At 41.0% G+C, this 17,211-nt stretch carries 11 protein-coding genes; 1 reads left to right on the forward strand and 10 read right to left on the reverse strand.

Going from position 1 to position 17,211, the window contains the following annotated elements; translation table 11 throughout:
- Nucleotides 1-11 precede the first annotated feature (11 nt).
- From wecB to ACOJRU_RS15180, 8 genes are all read right to left on the reverse strand, one after another.
- Entirely contained in the window at nucleotides 12-1,139 is a 1,128-nt protein-coding gene (gene wecB / locus ACOJRU_RS15145; RefSeq protein ID WP_421132563.1) for a non-hydrolyzing UDP-N-acetylglucosamine 2-epimerase, read from the reverse strand.
- Between the two features lie 46 nt (nucleotides 1,140-1,185).
- On the reverse strand, nucleotides 1,186-2,448 hold the full coding sequence (gene wecC / locus ACOJRU_RS15150; RefSeq protein ID WP_421132564.1) for a UDP-N-acetyl-D-mannosamine dehydrogenase: 1,263 nt from the start codon (nucleotides 2,446-2,448) through the stop codon (nucleotides 1,186-1,188).
- Between the two features lie 231 nt (nucleotides 2,449-2,679).
- Nucleotides 2,680-5,289, reverse strand: coding sequence for a glycosyltransferase family A protein (locus tag ACOJRU_RS15155; protein ID WP_421132565.1), 2,610 nt, complete (start codon nucleotides 5,287-5,289; stop codon nucleotides 2,680-2,682).
- Nucleotides 5,290-5,383: 94 nt separating this feature from the next.
- Entirely contained in the window at nucleotides 5,384-6,439 is a 1,056-nt protein-coding gene (locus ACOJRU_RS15160) for a glycosyltransferase family 10 domain-containing protein (protein ID WP_421132566.1), read from the reverse strand.
- A 19-nt stretch (nucleotides 6,440-6,458) separates the two neighbouring features.
- Nucleotides 6,459-7,562, reverse strand: a complete 1,104-nt coding sequence (locus tag ACOJRU_RS15165; RefSeq protein WP_421132567.1) for an exostosin domain-containing protein — start codon at nucleotides 7,560-7,562, stop codon at nucleotides 6,459-6,461.
- 20 nt (nucleotides 7,563-7,582) lie between these two features.
- Nucleotides 7,583-8,041 (reverse strand): GDP-mannose mannosyl hydrolase, encoded by a 459-nt coding sequence (locus tag ACOJRU_RS15170; RefSeq protein WP_421132568.1) that lies wholly within the window; start codon nucleotides 8,039-8,041, stop codon nucleotides 7,583-7,585.
- Nucleotides 8,042-8,120: 79 nt separating this feature from the next.
- Nucleotides 8,121-11,783 carry an FG-GAP-like repeat-containing protein gene (locus ACOJRU_RS15175; RefSeq protein ID WP_421132569.1) on the reverse strand — a complete coding sequence of 1,221 codons (3,663 nt, stop codon included), beginning with the start codon at nucleotides 11,781-11,783 and terminating at the stop codon, nucleotides 8,121-8,123.
- A gap of 30 nt (nucleotides 11,784-11,813) precedes the next feature.
- Nucleotides 11,814-13,259, reverse strand: a complete 1,446-nt coding sequence (locus ACOJRU_RS15180; protein WP_421132570.1) for a cytochrome-c peroxidase — start codon at nucleotides 13,257-13,259, stop codon at nucleotides 11,814-11,816.
- Nucleotides 13,260-13,520: 261 nt separating this feature from the next.
- Between ACOJRU_RS15180 and ACOJRU_RS15185 the strand changes: the two genes are divergently transcribed.
- Nucleotides 13,521-14,897: an SDR family NAD(P)-dependent oxidoreductase gene (locus ACOJRU_RS15185; protein WP_421132571.1), complete on the forward strand. Its 1,377-nt coding sequence runs from the start codon at nucleotides 13,521-13,523 to the stop codon at nucleotides 14,895-14,897.
- 88 nt (nucleotides 14,898-14,985) lie between these two features.
- Here ACOJRU_RS15185 and ACOJRU_RS15190 read toward each other — a convergent pair whose 3' ends face one another.
- Together ACOJRU_RS15190 and ACOJRU_RS15195 are read right to left on the reverse strand one after the other, a co-directional pair.
- Nucleotides 14,986-16,488: a tail fiber domain-containing protein gene (locus ACOJRU_RS15190; RefSeq protein ID WP_421132572.1), complete on the reverse strand. Its 1,503-nt coding sequence runs from the start codon at nucleotides 16,486-16,488 to the stop codon at nucleotides 14,986-14,988.
- Nucleotides 16,488-17,174: a hypothetical protein gene (locus ACOJRU_RS15195; protein ID WP_421132573.1), complete on the reverse strand. Its 687-nt coding sequence runs from the start codon at nucleotides 17,172-17,174 to the stop codon at nucleotides 16,488-16,490. Before ACOJRU_RS15195 ends, ACOJRU_RS15190 begins: the two co-directional genes overlap by 1 nt.
- Nucleotides 17,175-17,211: the final 37 nt, after the last annotated feature.

Consider the following 17,211-nt stretch of genomic DNA (forward strand, 5'->3'; position numbering starts at 1 on the left):
CAGGGAGCATGTTAGTTATCGAACTTCTGTTTGATAACTTCGCATATTCTTAAGCTTGCTTTCCCATCTCCATATGGGTTGTGAGCAAAACTCATTTCTTCATAAAACTGAGAATCATTAATCAATGAAGAAATTGTATCCGTTATTAATTTTACGTCAGTACCTACAAGCTTTACCGTACCAGCTTCTACAGCTTCAGGTCTTTCAGTTGTTTCACGCATTACTAAGACGGGCTTACCTAACGATGGTGCTTCTTCTTGAATCCCGCCAGAGTCAGTAAGGATCAAATAACTTTGATTCATCAAGTAAACAAAAGGAAGATAATCCAAGGGCTCTATCAACGTCACGTTATCGATATCAGAAAGTAAACGTTTCACTGGCTCTTGTACATTCGGGTTGAGATGGACTGGATACACTATTTGGCATTCAGGGTTGTCGCTCGCAATTTTTGCAAGTGATTCACAAATTCTTTCAAAACCACTACCGAAGCTTTCTCTTCTATGCCCAGTCACAAGAATCAATTTTTTGTGCTTATCAAGAAATGAAAACATTTCAGAGAAGTGAGCATTTAAAGTTTGATTTTCTTCCAACTTATTCACTACTTCCAAAAGTGCATCTATAACAGTGTTCCCGGTAATGAAAATCTTCTTTTTATCAATGCCTTCATTATAGAGGTTAGCCGCTGACTTCTCAGTTGGAGCAAAGTGTAACTCGGCTAAAGCCCCAGTCAGTTTCCTATTTGCTTCTTCCGGCCAAGGAGAATAAATGTTGCCAGTCCTTAGTCCGGCTTCCACATGACCCACTGGAATTTGCTGGTAGTAGCAAGCAAGGGTAGCTGCAAACGTTGTTGCTGTATCGCCATGAACCAAAACAATATCAGGGCTAAACTCTTTAAGTATCGGTCTCAACCCAAGCAGTATGCTGGATGTAATGTCTGTAAGATCTTGTCCTGGCTTCATTATCTTCAGATCAAAGTCTGGCGATATATCGAACAATTCAAGAACTTGATTGAGCATTTCACGATGCTGTCCAGTCACACACACTCTCGAATCGACAGCGCTATCCTTCGCCATCTCTTTTACTAGAGGAGCCATCTTTATTGCTTCTGGCCTGGTACCAAAAACGGTAAGTACTTTCATATGAATTATTCTTAAATAAAATTGAGAAGTTAGTTTACGACACTTGTTACGCTAGCAGACCAACAGCGTCTAAAACACTTTCATGCGCTGCTAATTTGTCTTTGACTTTACTGAACGCAGTGTGTTTCACCAATATACAAATAACGTCCGCTTTCAACGCGCGGTCTACTTCGACTAAAGAAACATTTTCTTCACCAAGCAGTTGCGGTAGTTCTTCTATATTCGGCTCTACTACCATAGTCTTACAGCCCATTTTGCTGATCCTTTCAGCAATTCCCAGGGCAGGACTTTCTCGCAAGTCGTCGATATCAGGCTTGAACGCAACCCCAAGTACAGCTATTCGTGCGTCTTCTCGCCCTAAATTAGGATTCGCTTTGTGCCATTCATCCAATTTTGTTCTAACTTGTTCAAGCACCCATTCAGGTTTAGAGTCGTTAACTTCACGAGCAGTCCTAACAATTTTTGCTTGTTCTGGCGCACTCGCTACGATGAACCAAGGATCAACAGCAATACAGTGACCACCTACACCTGCTCCAGGCTGCAATATATTTACTCTTGGGTGGCGGTTAGCAAGCGCAATTAATTCCCAGACATTGATATCTAACTTGTCACATATAATTGATAATTCGTTAGCAAAAGCAATGTTGACGTCTCTGAAACTGTTTTCAGTGAGTTTGGCCATTTCTGCTGTTCGTGCGTTAGTTACTACGCATTCACCTTTTACAACAGTTTTGTACAAGGAGATAGCAGCTTCTGAACATGCAGGCGACATTCCTCCAATAACGCGATCGTTTTCTACCAACTCTCTTAGAACATGACCAGGTAGCACTCTTTCTGGACAATGCGCAATACGAATATCAGAATCGCTGCCATTAGACTGAGGAAAAGATAAATCTGGCCGCGCTTCTGCTAGCCACTCAGCCATTTTTTCGGTGGCACCAATAGGAGAAGTCGATTCTAATATTACTAAGTTGCCTTTCTTCAGCACAGGCGCAATCGCTTTAGATGCGCTCTCGATATACGTGAGATCTGCTTCGTGGTTGTCTTTGAAAGGTGTTGGCACGGCAATAATAAATGCATCTGCAGGTTCAGGTGTCATAGTCGCACGTAGATAACCCTCTGTTACTGCTGCGTGAACAACTAAATCGAGGTCAGGTTCTACAATATGGATCTCTCCACGATTGATTGTATTTACCGCTTTCTCGCTGACATCTACACCAATGACTTTCATTTTTCTAGATGCGAAAACAGCAGCTGTAGGGAGCCCTATATAGCCCAGCCCAACTACTGACAAAATATTAAAATCCATTATTTAGCCCTATTAAACAACAATTTATCTTCCACGCCATGCAGATGTCAGCGTGTAAAAAACTTTGCACTTTTGGTTCCAGATATTCTTGATTAAGTGCATTCGAAAGATATATTCACCATATTAAAAAGCCACTCTCAAATTGGCAAAATCTACTTTTTTGAAAGGCAATTGCCACTTCGGAGTATTTATATCAATGGTTATGTGTAGGCGGATAATATAAAAATATTATCAAAACTCACCAACTTCCACCGCTTCAAAGTCACAAGTGCCCTTTCCTTGAATTCTAAACCCTAACTGCACTTTTCTGCATTCCGGAGGTATTTTAACAGGCATGACCTGATTTACCCAAAAAAACTGGTGAGATAATTTTTCGCCATCCTTATTCAAATAGATAGCCACAAAGCATACCCCTAAATTACCCACAGCTTTAAAGAGAAGCCCCCTGTCTTCTTTTTGTAAAACATTAAGTATCGTGCTGCCACTTGTATCCTTCACCATTAAGTATTCGTGTTGATCAGGCTCCAGTTCCGACATTAGGCGCAAAAAACTACTATTGTCATCTTTGTTAATTTTTGCAGGTAAAGTCTCCCACCCTAAATCGGCTAACCCCTTGCTAGTAATAGTCAACTCTGGTGTAACGTCTGGTAATATTTCAGCATTGGAAGTGGAAGTGAAGAACTCTGAAATATTCTGATGATAATTTACAGGGAAACTTAAGTTGTTATAAGTAAACACCTTGCACAAAGAGCTTTTTAGCATTTTCTTGTGTCTTTCTCTAGAAAGTTCTAAGTACTTAGTTCTTGCACTTATATTCTGAACTAAGTTCCCCTGCTCTGTAATCGCATATATATCCGAAGTTAAGTTATCGCTTGTGAAGCTTTGAAATAAAACAGGATATCGCCACCATCCCCCTAAGTTAGAAGGTGCATAAAATTGCATTCGTTCAATAAATTCTGTGTCAGCGCCTTTTTGGAGGTTTTCATAAAACCCATATTGCTGATGTATTTCAGTTTTCGCGGCGAAAGATGCCGTTCCATAACGCTCAGACACTCCCTCTAACGTGAGAGCACGCCCACGCGAATCAATTCTTGTAATATCGCCAAATGTATATAGCTTTTCTGGTGAAGCTAACTGGTTTAACTGAAGTTCAGCTCTTTTTGCACAGCTAATATCATCAGCATCATTAATGAAATAAACCGAGTTATTGTTGAGTGATTGATGAATTATCTTATTTCTTAACTGATAGGTGCCTTCTCCACCTTTTCCTTCATAGATATCAAATGAAAAATTTGGCTTTACAATCGATAATATATTTTTGGCCGCGGCGAGTGAATTGTCGGTGCTAGCGTCATCGCAGACATAGAGTTTCACGTTAGGGTGCGTTTGCATGAGTACGCCATAAACACTTTCTTCAATAAACTGCTCTTTGTTAAAACAAGTCATAACGAATAGCGCGTTCTGCGATGTTTTTGTAACTCCAATATTTGGAAGCCGGCGAGCTGTTATAACTCTGCGCCTTAAGTTAATTGAACTAGCAGGTAAATATCTGAAGGCAGGGTGCTGCTCTTGCGTAATGGGCTGAATATCAAAAACCAGCGACGTTTTACCATTACTTTTTACTTCTGAAGGAAAACAATTAAAGCCTTTTGTATTTTCAAAGTTAGTGTTTCCAAGCAACCACCATTCGTCAATTTCCGAAAATAGGATTCCATTAAAGGCCAAGCGGTGTTTTCTAAATGCTTCTACACCGCCTAAACGATTTATAGCTTGATCTGTAATAAACCCTGAGACTTTCTTCTGCCAAACCAATTCCGTTGAGGGTTTCAACGGTGAGTATTTAAACTGAGCGTCACCCGAATTTTGAACTTCCTTTACCGATACAACTTGAAACCAGTCGCTAACGTACGTAGGTATATCAAAAGCGTGAAAGGTCAGCTTGTATAGTAGCGGTGTGGCATATAAAGCTAGCTCAATAGGCAAAATCACTGCTTTTTCAGCATTAAGTTTTTTTATAAATTCAGTGACATCAGAACAGAAATGAAAGTCGCTGTCGCTAGCCTGAAGTCGTTCTATTATTTCACCTTCTAACCAAGTCATTATGTTTTCAGAGTCGAAAATAAACTTAGCTGATGATGCGACCAAATGAACTTTTATTCCCGTATATTTAGAAAATAAGCTCAGGCTTTTTAACGTCTCTTCAGCTACCGCATCAGAGGTAACGGTTAACACCAAATCGAAGTTTGCTACCGTTGATAGGTCGACGTCATGCGCGATACCACTATTAAATGCGTGGCTTTGATTACCTGGGTGAATCAAAGACTGTGCTAGCAGCTGAAGACAATCGTTTTTTGGGAATTGCTCGCAAAGGATCTCTCGATTTACAAAAACAGGCAACACATCGCGGCTTTCATCTTTTAATGAATGCTCTAGCCAAAAACTTAGTGGAGAAGAAGACGAGGCATCTTTAATTTCAACATTTACATGTTTAGAACTAAATTCGTCTACTATTGTATTAGATTCATAAGAGCTAGCATCAGCAAACAACACTACTTTCCATACTTCTAATGAGAAAATTTCAATCTGCTGCAAAAGTACGTTTACCACGTCACTATATTTTACGTCTGCAATAATGCATAAATTTGGGAAGGGTGTATTAACGATGTCATCTTGAATGCCATGGGTTTCCAACAATCGAGATATTGAATACGAAAGGTGTGGTTTAGCTAGCATTGCCAGTTTATACAACAAACCCGCACTTTTATTGCGTTTTTCTGATGCTGCACATTGCGCCAACTTTAACAATGAAAAGCTTTCGCTATTGTTATTTTTTGCATCCATTTACTTACACACCCTTCCAATATCATAGCGAGTCAGTATATCGAGCAGTTGGGGTAACGCGCAACCAAGTATCAGATTGAGTAACTATTTGTGATTACAAATGCGGCAAGTTTAGAAAGTGTAGATATGTTTTCGCAGCTACTAAGCATCTTTCTTCGGTCAATACGTTTTTTGCAGTTATACGTTCTAGAAAAGACTCTCTTGTTTGAATCAAAGCTTCTACATTAGAAATTGTTGGCTTAAAGTCTAGTATAAATCGCGCGGCGTCCCTGAAATCTAAACCAGAAATATTTATCATTGAATCTGAGCTAATAAACTCGTGAATTCTATGAGAGTCGTTTGCCCAATAAACAGGTAAAGCGCCAAGTGATATTGCGTCGAAAGGTTTTTCGCTGATGTAATTATCAACCACGGTATTCTCGATAGCAGATACAACGAAGTTATCATCCAATAATGTGACTATTTTATTTAGATGCCAATCTGCCAGGCTTTGTCGTGCATTTTCGCTTTCCCACCCCTTCCCTATACACCGTGTAGAAGTGCATTGTTGTTGTACCTCCATTGCAACCTTCGTTCTATACACACTTAACCCAAGCAGTTGAGAGTTATGATCTTCTTTATGATAAGCATCTCGTAAACGTTTTTCTGCAATGAAAGAATATCTACTTTTTGCTCGCTGCCAACGTTTAAGTATTTCTTTTGACGAGAGAGAACTGGACAGTTTAATTAATTGGCAATACCTCTGCGTGTACGAATTTTCAGTAGTGATGAAATATGGAAGTTGGTGAAAATCAAAAATATCTGAGTTAGCGTGGTTCACAAAATGAAAAGGCCATTTTTGGGTCCTACCATCCACCTCGACAATAACGTCATGAATAGGTCGCTCCCAACGATAATACCAAAGCGTGTCCCACAATGGCTCTTCTGATAGCACGACTATCTGTACGCTTTTGTTTTTTCCTTTTGCAGCTGCGATCAGTTCCGAACTGGTTTTAATATCTCCAAAAAAGCCACACACTAAAAAGTCAGCTTTTTCCGGTTGATCTACGACCTCAAAGAATTGAGAGAAATACGGGCTATATGATGCATAACTAAATGGAATGCGCTTTATAAATTGTCCAAATATATATATCGAAATTTTTTTATGCAAACTAGACCTACCGCGCTTCTTACGATTTATTAATAACAAAGTCTAAATAGCCTGAACTTTGGGCTTCACGACCTAATAAAGAGGAACTCTTTTGGTGTAATCCAATTATTGAAGTGGCTTGCTTATTGCCCATTAATGCTCGACTGGCTATTTTTGTTATGGAAGCATCTAGCGTGCTCTTACACTTGTTTTTTTGCTCGAACTCGATAATATCCGACACAAAATTCTCGATGCCATATAAGAATTTAAGTTGTTTAAGCGCTATCATTTTTGCTTCTAATAGTGCTGGTTTAGAGTTATGCTCTAGCAAGATGCTAGGGAGTTTATCTATCTCAGACTCCTTTGCAATTATACACGCTTCTTCCCATAAGCTTACATTTCCTGGCGGAATATACGTGTCAGCCAAAATAACTGGGATTACTTGTGCGTGAATTGCTTCCCAAAGACGGTATGAGTTCGGACCAGTTCCAGATGGGCAGAGTGCGAAAATACTGTCTCTCAGAATGTCAGCATACATTACATCGCTTTTAAATGACGTCGGCTCAAAAATTTTCGCAGCCATCTGAGTTTTATATACCGTTTCATCAAAGTCCCAACCTTCTTTGAGCTCAATGTACACGTCTGAAAAACCGTGAAAAATTGACGACAATTTATTTCTCGTTTCAGCCATATAGTATTGGTTTGCTTTTGCTCCTACAAAACCTGCTAAATACGCTCGATGTTGTAAGTACTTCGCTTTCACTTGTATAGCTGGGAATAGGGGAAAAGGATAAATTGATAACCCTGGTATACTGAAGTTTGATGCACAGTGACACCAAAAAACGTCGGTGACCCCAGAATCAATAAGAAAATTTTTATGCTGCTCTAACCTAATATGTTGACATACTGTTACTACTCGAGAATTTTGCGGTATTCGAGAAGTAACCCTATGTAAGAAATCAGTAAGCTTCTTATAAACACTCCCTTGGTTTCTATCATGCAAATCGAATAATGTAGCCCATGGAAATGCTAAATAAATTAAGTCGTCACCATTATCATCATGAAAAAACTTCACTTTTTCAAATGCGTGTTGCTCGGTTATCGCTGGCTTTTGCCAGTAGCAATCGAAACTAAGTACTTTCATTAGAAGTCTTCAATACCAAGTTATTTATTTGCCGAAAAATATGCTTTCGTGTTGGCGTGTATATCACTTCTTTGCATTATGTCTGAAGGATGTAGCCACATATAGCGTGAATGTTGGTCACGCGGTAAGTTTTGAATATGTTCGACTTTAAGTCGATAGGCAATTGCAACATAATGCGTCGATGGAGTATCACCAAACACACTATCTTCGTAAATATGATCATACGGGCCTTGCAGTGTAGCTTGCTTTATATCGAATTTTTCCCCAAGCTCCGCTAAGGTTAGCCGCTCGAAAGCACTTTTGAGCGTCTCGTTTTTTAATATTCTTCCACCAGGAACAAACCAGTAGCCTTTTGCAGGACGGTTGTTTCTATAGCCCAACAACACCTGTCCTCCTGTGTTTTCCACCAACAAGTCGATAGATACCAAGGGGGTACTGTCGATAACGGTAGTGAATGTTTGTTTCTCTAAAAATGCCATTTTTGCTCCATTAAAAAACACCGGGCGTGGCCAGTGCGGTTAACTACCTACTCATAGCGTTTGGTTATGCTGGCAAGCTTCACTGCTTCAAGGTCATGCTGCCACATTGAACAGGCGATTCAGTGTTAATCTTACCATTCGGCCAAATAACCTTTATTGACGCACGCTCATTTTTTCCGAGCCCAAATAACTGCACGGCACTATTTTGCGAAAAATAGCCGCTTCCCGCCTGAACTTCGCGCGCGGTTTTCGTGCTGTCGTCTCTAGTAACCTCTATGCGCGCTCCAATAGCCAACGGATTAAGCTCTCTACCCTCAATATTCAGCGTTACCGAACAATACTCACTCGCGCCCTTGTTTTCAAACAACATAGGTCTTTCGTTGTTCACACCAACAGCGATATCTACCCATCCGTCTTTATTGTAATCGCTAACCGCAACCCCTCGACCATCATAAGGAACAAACAATCCACTTTCTTTAGTTGGGATCTCATTAAAAGTGCCGTCTCCGTTACCGTGGAGTAAATAGCTAATACCACCAGCAAACTGCCTAAACTCGTGGTCCATGTAACTAAAGTTACCTACCAGATACAAATCTTCATGACCGTCGTTATTGAAATCGGCAGAAGTAATGCCGTACCCCGTTGTTGCCTGCGCTAGGCCTGGCAAAGGTTGCATATCAAAACTGCCTTTACCATCATTGATAAAAACCCCATGGTGTAGTGTGTTAGCATAAAGCGTAGTGACATCGTCATGCTCAAGGCGCTCACCGTAAATTTCTGTCAATGATGACTCGGCATAATCTCGAAAAGTAGAAAATTTTTCATAAACAAATGGCATTACAGCTCCTGCCATTCCGCGTTCACGCATTGGTCTTAAAATACTATCGACGTACTCGGCCTCTACAATATCTATGTCGCTGACGCCATTGTGTTCGCTATCGATGTTCCCAGCATAGAGCATGAGGGGGTACTTATCTGATGCACTGTATCGAGTATTCATGCCCCAGTTCGCTGCCGCAAAATCCATATACCCGTCTTCGTTAAAATCACCTGCTGTAATCCCTGTCCAGAGGCCATGCCACTTGCCGAGCCCATATGCAGCTGTGTTATCTTTAAAAAAACCTTGGTTGTTAACGAACAAACGAATAGGACCATACTCGGTAGCAATCATTAAATCGCTATCTTGATCATTATCAATATCGAGCCACATGGCACCAGTAGCGAGTCCAAGTTCTAATAGTTCAGGGGCAACTTCAGCGGTAATATCTATGTAAGTATCACCATCATTACGATAGATATAACTCGACGCAGGTAACGGCCATTTATTGGGAATTGCTCGGCCACCCACAAAAAGGTCCAAATCACCGTCGCCGTCTACATCATTTAATGCTAGCGCGCCTCCTGAGGCTACGCCGTTAAGTTGCTGAGTTTGCGCACCGCCCAGTATTGCTGCTATGGGTGCTTTAGGCGCTTCATATCGACTAAAACTAGAAGCGAAAGAGCCATCAGCATGCCATACCGTTGCTAATTCTTCGAGGGTAGAGGGTGTAAGGCGATTTTCAATCAACTCAAATGTGTTATTTCCTGCATTTTGATAAACCATGCCCGGCTGTCCATGTGCTCCAGCAACATAAAGGTCGTCATCGCCATCGCTATCCATGTCTGTCCATGACACACCAGGCCCAATTGCCGAAAGCCGACGTGGCAACAAAAGCTGCTCTTCAAAATCGTCATAGCCTTTGTATTGCCTATCATCAAAATTTGCTTCGACATGGGCGCTTGTTAAACCTACTTTCAAACCGACTTCTTCAAATTGCATACCGTCAGCCTTTAACCTAAGAGCTGGCGGCAGAGAAATCTCCTTATTTTGCTCTGCAATCTTATAACGCTGATTCGCTAGCAATGCATTATTATCAATTGAACTGAATTGTTGATAGTGCCCAGAGGGCCATTCTACTTCAATCTGCTCTATCTCAGTTGCATTACCTAAGCCATATACAAGAATTGGCGCATGGCTCGACAGATACCCGCCCGAACTGCTCATCTGTTTTATTTGTTTAGCGCCGTTCTTAGTGGTTACTGTAACTCTAGCCCCAATACCAAAAGTATTTGACCGGTAACCCACAAGTTCAATAACAATACGATTATTTTTAGCATCGTTCCGGTATACACCAAGTGCCTCGTTCATAACGCTATCTATCTTGTCTAAATCGCCATCATTGTCAAAATCTGCCAGTGTGGCGCCATGGGCAATATTGGCATCATCAACGCCCCATTCTGCTGAAACATCACTAAAGGTGAGGTCGCCATTATTACGAAAGGCAACGTTTGGCGTTGCTAGCTTAGGGTAGCTGTCATAGTACGCTGGGGCATTTTTAAATTGAGGAAGATTGATATTGGCGAGTACGTCGCTGTCCATTAAGTCGCCCACCATTCCATTGTTAATTAACAAGTCTACGTAGCCATCGAGATCGATATCGGCAAACTTTGTGGACCATGTCCATTCACTTGCAGCCACGCCAGCCATCCACGCTATTTCACTAAACGAACCATCACCATTATTTAAAAATAAACCATTGTGCATAACTTGCGCTGCCGCTTCATCAGGTGGCAACGTAGTATCCATTAAGCCATGCTGAGTTAATCGCAAGGTGGCATCTTTACTCAACATATCGCCTACAAAGAAATCCATTAGGCCATCGTTGTTAATGTCTCCAAAATCCATGCCCATGGCAAACATAGGGGTTTGCTGTATTTTACTAGCATCTATTAACGTGAAAGTGCCATCACCGTTATTGTGGTAAAACACATCTGGCGACCAAAAATCATTGGTAACATACAAATCAGGCCAACCGTCGTTATCAATATCACTGAACGATGCTGAAAGCCCCCAATACCCCCCAGAAATACCTGCATTTTTGGCTACTTCGGTAAATGTACTATCACCGTTATTGCGGTAAAGTAAATCCGCCTCGCCAAGTTGCCGAACACTCAGCCCCTTCTTGGTTTCGAATAACTCTATAGCGCTTTTCAAATTCTCTGGAACACTAATCTTTCCGTCTTTCATTTCAAGTTTTGGCGTGCCTATTTCGGCAGCTAAATCAGCAGGCCGATAGGTAGCGACAAAAAAATCTAAGTCACCATCTCGATCATAGTCTGCAAACGTAGCGGTAGTTGAGCCACCGTTATAGCCCACGCCCGATATATCAGTGATATCGGTAAAGGTACCATCACCATTATTACGGTAAAGTTGATTAGGAACATGCCAGTTAGTAAGAAATAAATCGAGATCTCGGTCATTGTCTATATCTGCAAAGTAGGCACCAATAGCAAAGCCCTGTTTGTTTTGCTTTAGACCCGCTTTTTCGGTGACATCTTCAAATTTGAATCCACCTATATTTCTATAAAGCTTACTTTGACCTTCCTCAGTAACAAGATACAAATCGGTTAAAGCATCTCCATCAAAATCGCCCGACGCCAAACCTGCGCCATTGAAGGTGAAGTTACGCTGATTTTCTATTGAGAGTTTGTTGAAAAATCGAATGCCTGTATCAGCTTCTTCTAGTCGAGTAAAAAGAGTTGTCTTTCTCTGCTCAGTAATGTGTAGCGGCTTCGCTTGGATAGTGTTTGGTGCTGCTATTGAGGCATTTTGAGCAGCTTGGCTATTCACTGATAGTAAACAAAACATTATGTTCACTGCATAAACAGCAAGGTATTTACCTTTAAAAAAGGTGAAAGACATCAATATCTCCAAAATAAGAGTTATTATAACTTAGTGATCGACGGGTAACCCGCTGGGGACGCTTTCGGGTACAAGGTGTGACAAGTCCTTGGAGGAAGGTGAAGTCAACGCCTCCAAGAATGCGATTAATCGCTCCACCTCCTCATTATTTAAATCTGGAACCACATTAATTTCAGGAGAAAAAGTTTGCGACATCAAGAGAATGGTAGATGTATTCAAACGAAAAGTTTTTCCTAAGCTTCTATCAAGTTGAGAAACATCGTAAGACTGAAGCATCTCAAGAGGGTTTTGGTGGTGTTCGATAACGGCTTTTAACGATGTGTAAGCGCCATTGTGCATCCAAGGGCCGGTACTAGCGACATTACGCAAGGGCGGAGTGCGAAACGCAAATGCATCCTCCTTTTTATCGGTAACTCTAGCCCGTCCAATATCAAAACCCGCGCTGTCACGATGGCCTGGCCCAATTTGTGGCACCAAAATATTATAATATTTTTGGTCGGTCATTAATGTACCGCTATGACACGAAGAACAACCTGCTTGACCATAAAAGAGTATAGCTCCCTCTTTTGCCTTAGTAGGTAAGGCGTTCGTTTCACTTCTCAAATAACGATCCCAGGGACTATCTTCAAACGCAAATGATAGTGTTTGAAAAGCAGCCAATGCATTTGCCGCATGGGCAAAATGTAAGTCATCGGTAGATGTTTCTGGATAGGCTTTTGCAAACAAATCGACATATGCTGGGATAGCAGTAATTCGTGCCATTACGCGAGCCCAAATTTCTTCAAAGTCCGTATCGCCCATTGCCGCTAGAGTGTTAGGTTTGCCCGTAATGTCAAGATCACCCTTTCGCCCTCGCATCTCTTGACGAGACGTTACAGGGAACATGGCTTGCATCGCCACTATATTGTCGAGCAGCTTTGATGGCAAGTTCTCATCTGCTGGTGAATTTATTTCGCCATGAGAATCGATTTCTACACGCCCGTCCCAAAACATACTTCGCCAATCTTGTGCCCCTCGGTTAAATATTTCTGGCGCATTGCGCGGTATCAAAAGCCGTGTTTCACCGAGCACTCTTGTGTACCCTATTCCTTGACCACCCACACCGATAGACAGACTTAAATCATCTCCCGAGTGCGTGTTGGGATGATGGCAGGTTGCACATGCTATATCTTTACTTCCGCTTAACGCTTTATCGAAAAACAGCAACTGCCCAAGTTTAATTTTTTCAGGGCTTTGAGAGTTTTCCGTCTTAATTACATTGATTTGGTGTGCGTTTATTAAGCGTGATAATTCAACATCGAGAGAAGAGCTACTCAAAGAGATGTTATTCAGAGAAGCACTGCGAACAGCAGTACTTGTAGCAACACTACCAATATCAGTCGACTCAGCAGCAAATATTACTGGAATATGAGAAAACGAGATAAGGCTAAATGCGAACCAGCCAGAAGCGACTATGGTTGTGAGAGATCGTTTCATATTAGTTGGCAAAAATGCTCACATTATTATTGTCATCTGAGTATAACCATCAAATTCATGTGCAGCAAAGTTTGTAATTATTGGAATGCATAAAACTCACCACACAAAAATAAATTAGTAGTAGAACTGCCTTCAGTGCTATTTGATTACATGTTTGCGCTTAAAGCGGTACGTTATGTTTACTTTGTAAAGTAATTATTTTTAAATTGAGTACAATAATCGTGTTTTCATAAAAGTGTATCTATCTGTAAGGAGCTATAAATGGAGTTCTGCCTCAACAAAGATGGCTTAGCTGGCCCTTTTGAGCTGTCAGAGAGCTTTCTACTGGACGACGTTGTCGCCAGCTTGGAGGACGGTGCCTCTGTGAAAAATCGCCACGTCACCAGCGGAGTCTGCCAACGACTTTTATCAAGTAAGCAGATATCCGGTAAAATTGAACTACTTTTCGGAAATGATTTAGTTGTTTGGCGAACAAACAGTTTTAAAAAAGTAGAGGGCTCAAGTGAGATCCCATGGCATCACGATCGTCACTTTGAAGATGGGGACCAACCGGTCGATTTTAATAACCTTGAAAATCACTTTTCTATTCTCGTCGCTCTTAGTGATATGGATGAAAAAAGCGGTTTGATGGAGTTTATCTTAGGCTCACACCTGCCAGATGAAGACTTCGATAGAGATACTAGACCATTTCATAAAAGAGCGTTTAACGAACACTTTTTAAATATTCCGCAGCATTTGATAAAAAGAAAACAACAGGTACCTTTGAAGAAAGGGGAGTTTATGCTGTTCCACTCAGGCTTGCTACACAGAAGCTTACCATCGACATGCACAAAAGAACGGCACTCTTTTGTAGCTAGGCTATGTCGAGGGACGACTGTAATTCCAGAAGAGCTAGCTGCTGCTAAGGAGGTCCTTAAGTATCCATTTCTATCACCTAATACAGACGACTTGGCTGGAAAAGTTGCTCTTATTACTGGCGGTAGTAGTGGTATAGGAAAAAGTATCGCACAGTCACTATTATTGGAATCTTGTCATGTCATTGTTACTGGTAGGAATGAAACTAAACTAGCATCGTCAATCAACGATTTATCTCAATATGCCGTGTGTTCTAAAGTTGTTGGTTTTGCAGTAGATGCCTCTGACTCAACGGCCATGGCTAAAATGTTCGCCAATATCCATAGAGAGTTTGGATGTATTGATATTTCCTTTATAAACGCTGCATCTAATTCAGCCAGCGGAGACATTACTCAAGTCGACATACAACACTGGCAACAGGAAGTTTTTCTAAATATATCTGCCAGTGTCATTGCTGCTAAACTCAGTGCAGCAAGCATGGGAGAGCGATGTGGGGGAAATATCATTTTTATCGGCTCTGCTATCGGGCTAAGCGGAGCAGCATCCAATTCAGCCTACGCTGCAGCAAAAGGCGCTTGTCGATCACTAGCTATGTCATTAGCGAAAGAGCTTAAGGACAAAAGGATTAATGTAAATGAATTGATTCCTGGTTCGGTAAAAACTCAAATGAATCCAAATGGTCAAAAAGAACCAAACGAGGTTGCAGCTTTAGCATTAGTGCTAGCAAAGCAAAACCTTGCACATGGTGCGAGTGGACAAAGCCTATCCTTGAAAAATCTTTAGCGTTGGAGGAGTTTTATTGATGCCTGAACAGCGAAGAACATCCCCATGTTTTTTGCTGTTCAAGCCAACCAACTAGCCCTGTTTGCAATTATCCCTTATTTTTTTCCATTATTTTTACTTTTTCTTCAAGCGCCTTTATTCGAGCATAAAGCGCTTGAATCGCTGCCAAAGAAACACCACTCACATCTAGGCTGCTAATATGCTCGTTATCTTTTCCTAAACCAAAAGACTTATAAAAATCTTGAGCCATTGGGCCAATGTGTTTGTTGTCTTCTGCATTATCAATATAGTTCCACGTGTAAACATTAAGGTTTTCAACGAGCTCCAGCACCTTTTGAAGACTTACTTCAGTGATATTCTCTTTTAAATAAACACTGGAATTTGAATATAAGGTTCCTGCCATTTTCACGTCGCCATTGTTAAACAACTGAAGCGGTAACGTTAACGTACCAGCATTAAAGTCTGAAAAGGCGAAGTTCAAACTAGTGGGTGCGTTAGCAATAAACCACTGTTCGTTAAGACTAGTATTCTCAAACCCTAGCCAGCCAGGCGCGTTGTTTTTAAGATTTAACAACATACGGCCAGTGGTATCATTATTTGTTTCTGCTATGGTCATTATTGGACTAAATCTACCGCATGTAATACCACTACTACAGTTAGCTGAATTAGTATCTAAGAAACTGCTCTGGGACACAGTTTCACCCGATTCGGCTATACTGAAAAGCGTATTTGATCCTGTCACGTCTCTAACATCAAATCTACCTGAAGGCGAACTCGTACCAACCCCCACACTGCCATCAGCTGCAACAGCGAACCTCGATACTCCACCTGTAGTTTGCACATCAAAAAGGCCTAAAGGGTTGAAGCCATTATCAATGTTGATACCAAAGTTGCCTATTGGACTTACTAAAACGGCATGATTATTGGCATCTGAAGGGTGTGCAATATCAAACAGACCATCAGGCGTTGAGGTTTCAAAACCTATGTCTCCATCATTATCGATGTATAAGCTGTTGTTTGGAGCACTAGGTCTAATTTTAAAAGGAATCTTTGAACTGTTGGTTACATCACGTACGAAAAAGTTAGTTTCATTACCTGCAACATCCCAAGCTTGCGCTGAAAAACCGCTAGACCCGTCTTGTTCCAATCTCAATGCTGGCGAATTTCCAGCTTTTACGTGAAGATTTACTAATGGTGCAGAAGTATTAAAACCAACTCCAGTACCAGTTACATAAATGGCGTTACTTGGCGCTGAGTCCAAAATCGTAAGTGGACTTTTGGCACTATCTATATTTTCTATTCTGAAATAGTTTAAACCGCCGTTAGCTGAGTCGTTTACTGTTATTTGCCAATCGATTGTAGGAAAAGACGAACTAGCGCTCGTATCTGTAAACCTTATTCTCAAATTGTTTTCTTTCAAGCGAATAGTATCAAATCCGAAGTTCTCGCCATTAACGCAGTCAATACCAACACATAAACTCCCCTTAACAACAACATCATCTTGAAACTGCTGGTCTGCACTCACATTCGTTAATGGAAGAAAAAGGGGAATGCATAAAACACTAGATACAATTTTATTTTTAAGTTTCATTATTTTTCTTCTCCCGAAAATATCTCTTTAGCAGAGAACAGCATGGGTTCGTTAGGGCGTGTGATGGTATTTTCTTTAGTTGAAATAACTGGAGTAATTGTTCGCTTTTGATTAAAGGTTTGTTCTTTTTGTGGCAGTACGTCTATCTTATGCGTTTCTACGCCGGGCTTTGGCTCGGCTAGAGTTTCTGGAATAACAATGTTTCCATTAATCGTCGTAAAGTTTCCGGTAATGGTTTTTGATATTGTTATTGTTGTTGATGCATTGGCACCTCTGCCGTTATTCATCACATCGACTATTTCTTCACCAGTGTTTTTTATCGCTAATATTTCATAGTCGTATTGGCCGTCATAGGGCAGGTCCATATCGTATATATCTACACTGCCATAGGTGTTTTTAACCTGTTTTCTAAAGCCCTGCTGATTAGTAACAGTAAACACATATTCATCGTAATTATCTACTGTAGAAACATCCAAATGTTGACTTGATGGCATTGCAAGCAGCTCCCCTTTTTGCATAGCGTTCAACTCTACCTGACGCTTTTGCTGAGCCAAACGCTGCTTTAATTCGTAGGGCTCTAAAACAAACTCATCTTGGTTAGCATAAGCCGAAACAGAGGCGCAGAGCGATACAACCAAAGAAACCTGAAAAGATAAGGACCTAGCGTTTTTGAAGGTTAATAACATACTATTTCTCCCAATGCCTTTTAGCATTGTTAAACTT

This window comes from Alteromonas algae (assembly GCF_049117195.1).
Taxonomy (GTDB): Bacteria; Pseudomonadota; Gammaproteobacteria; order Enterobacterales; family Alteromonadaceae; genus Alteromonas.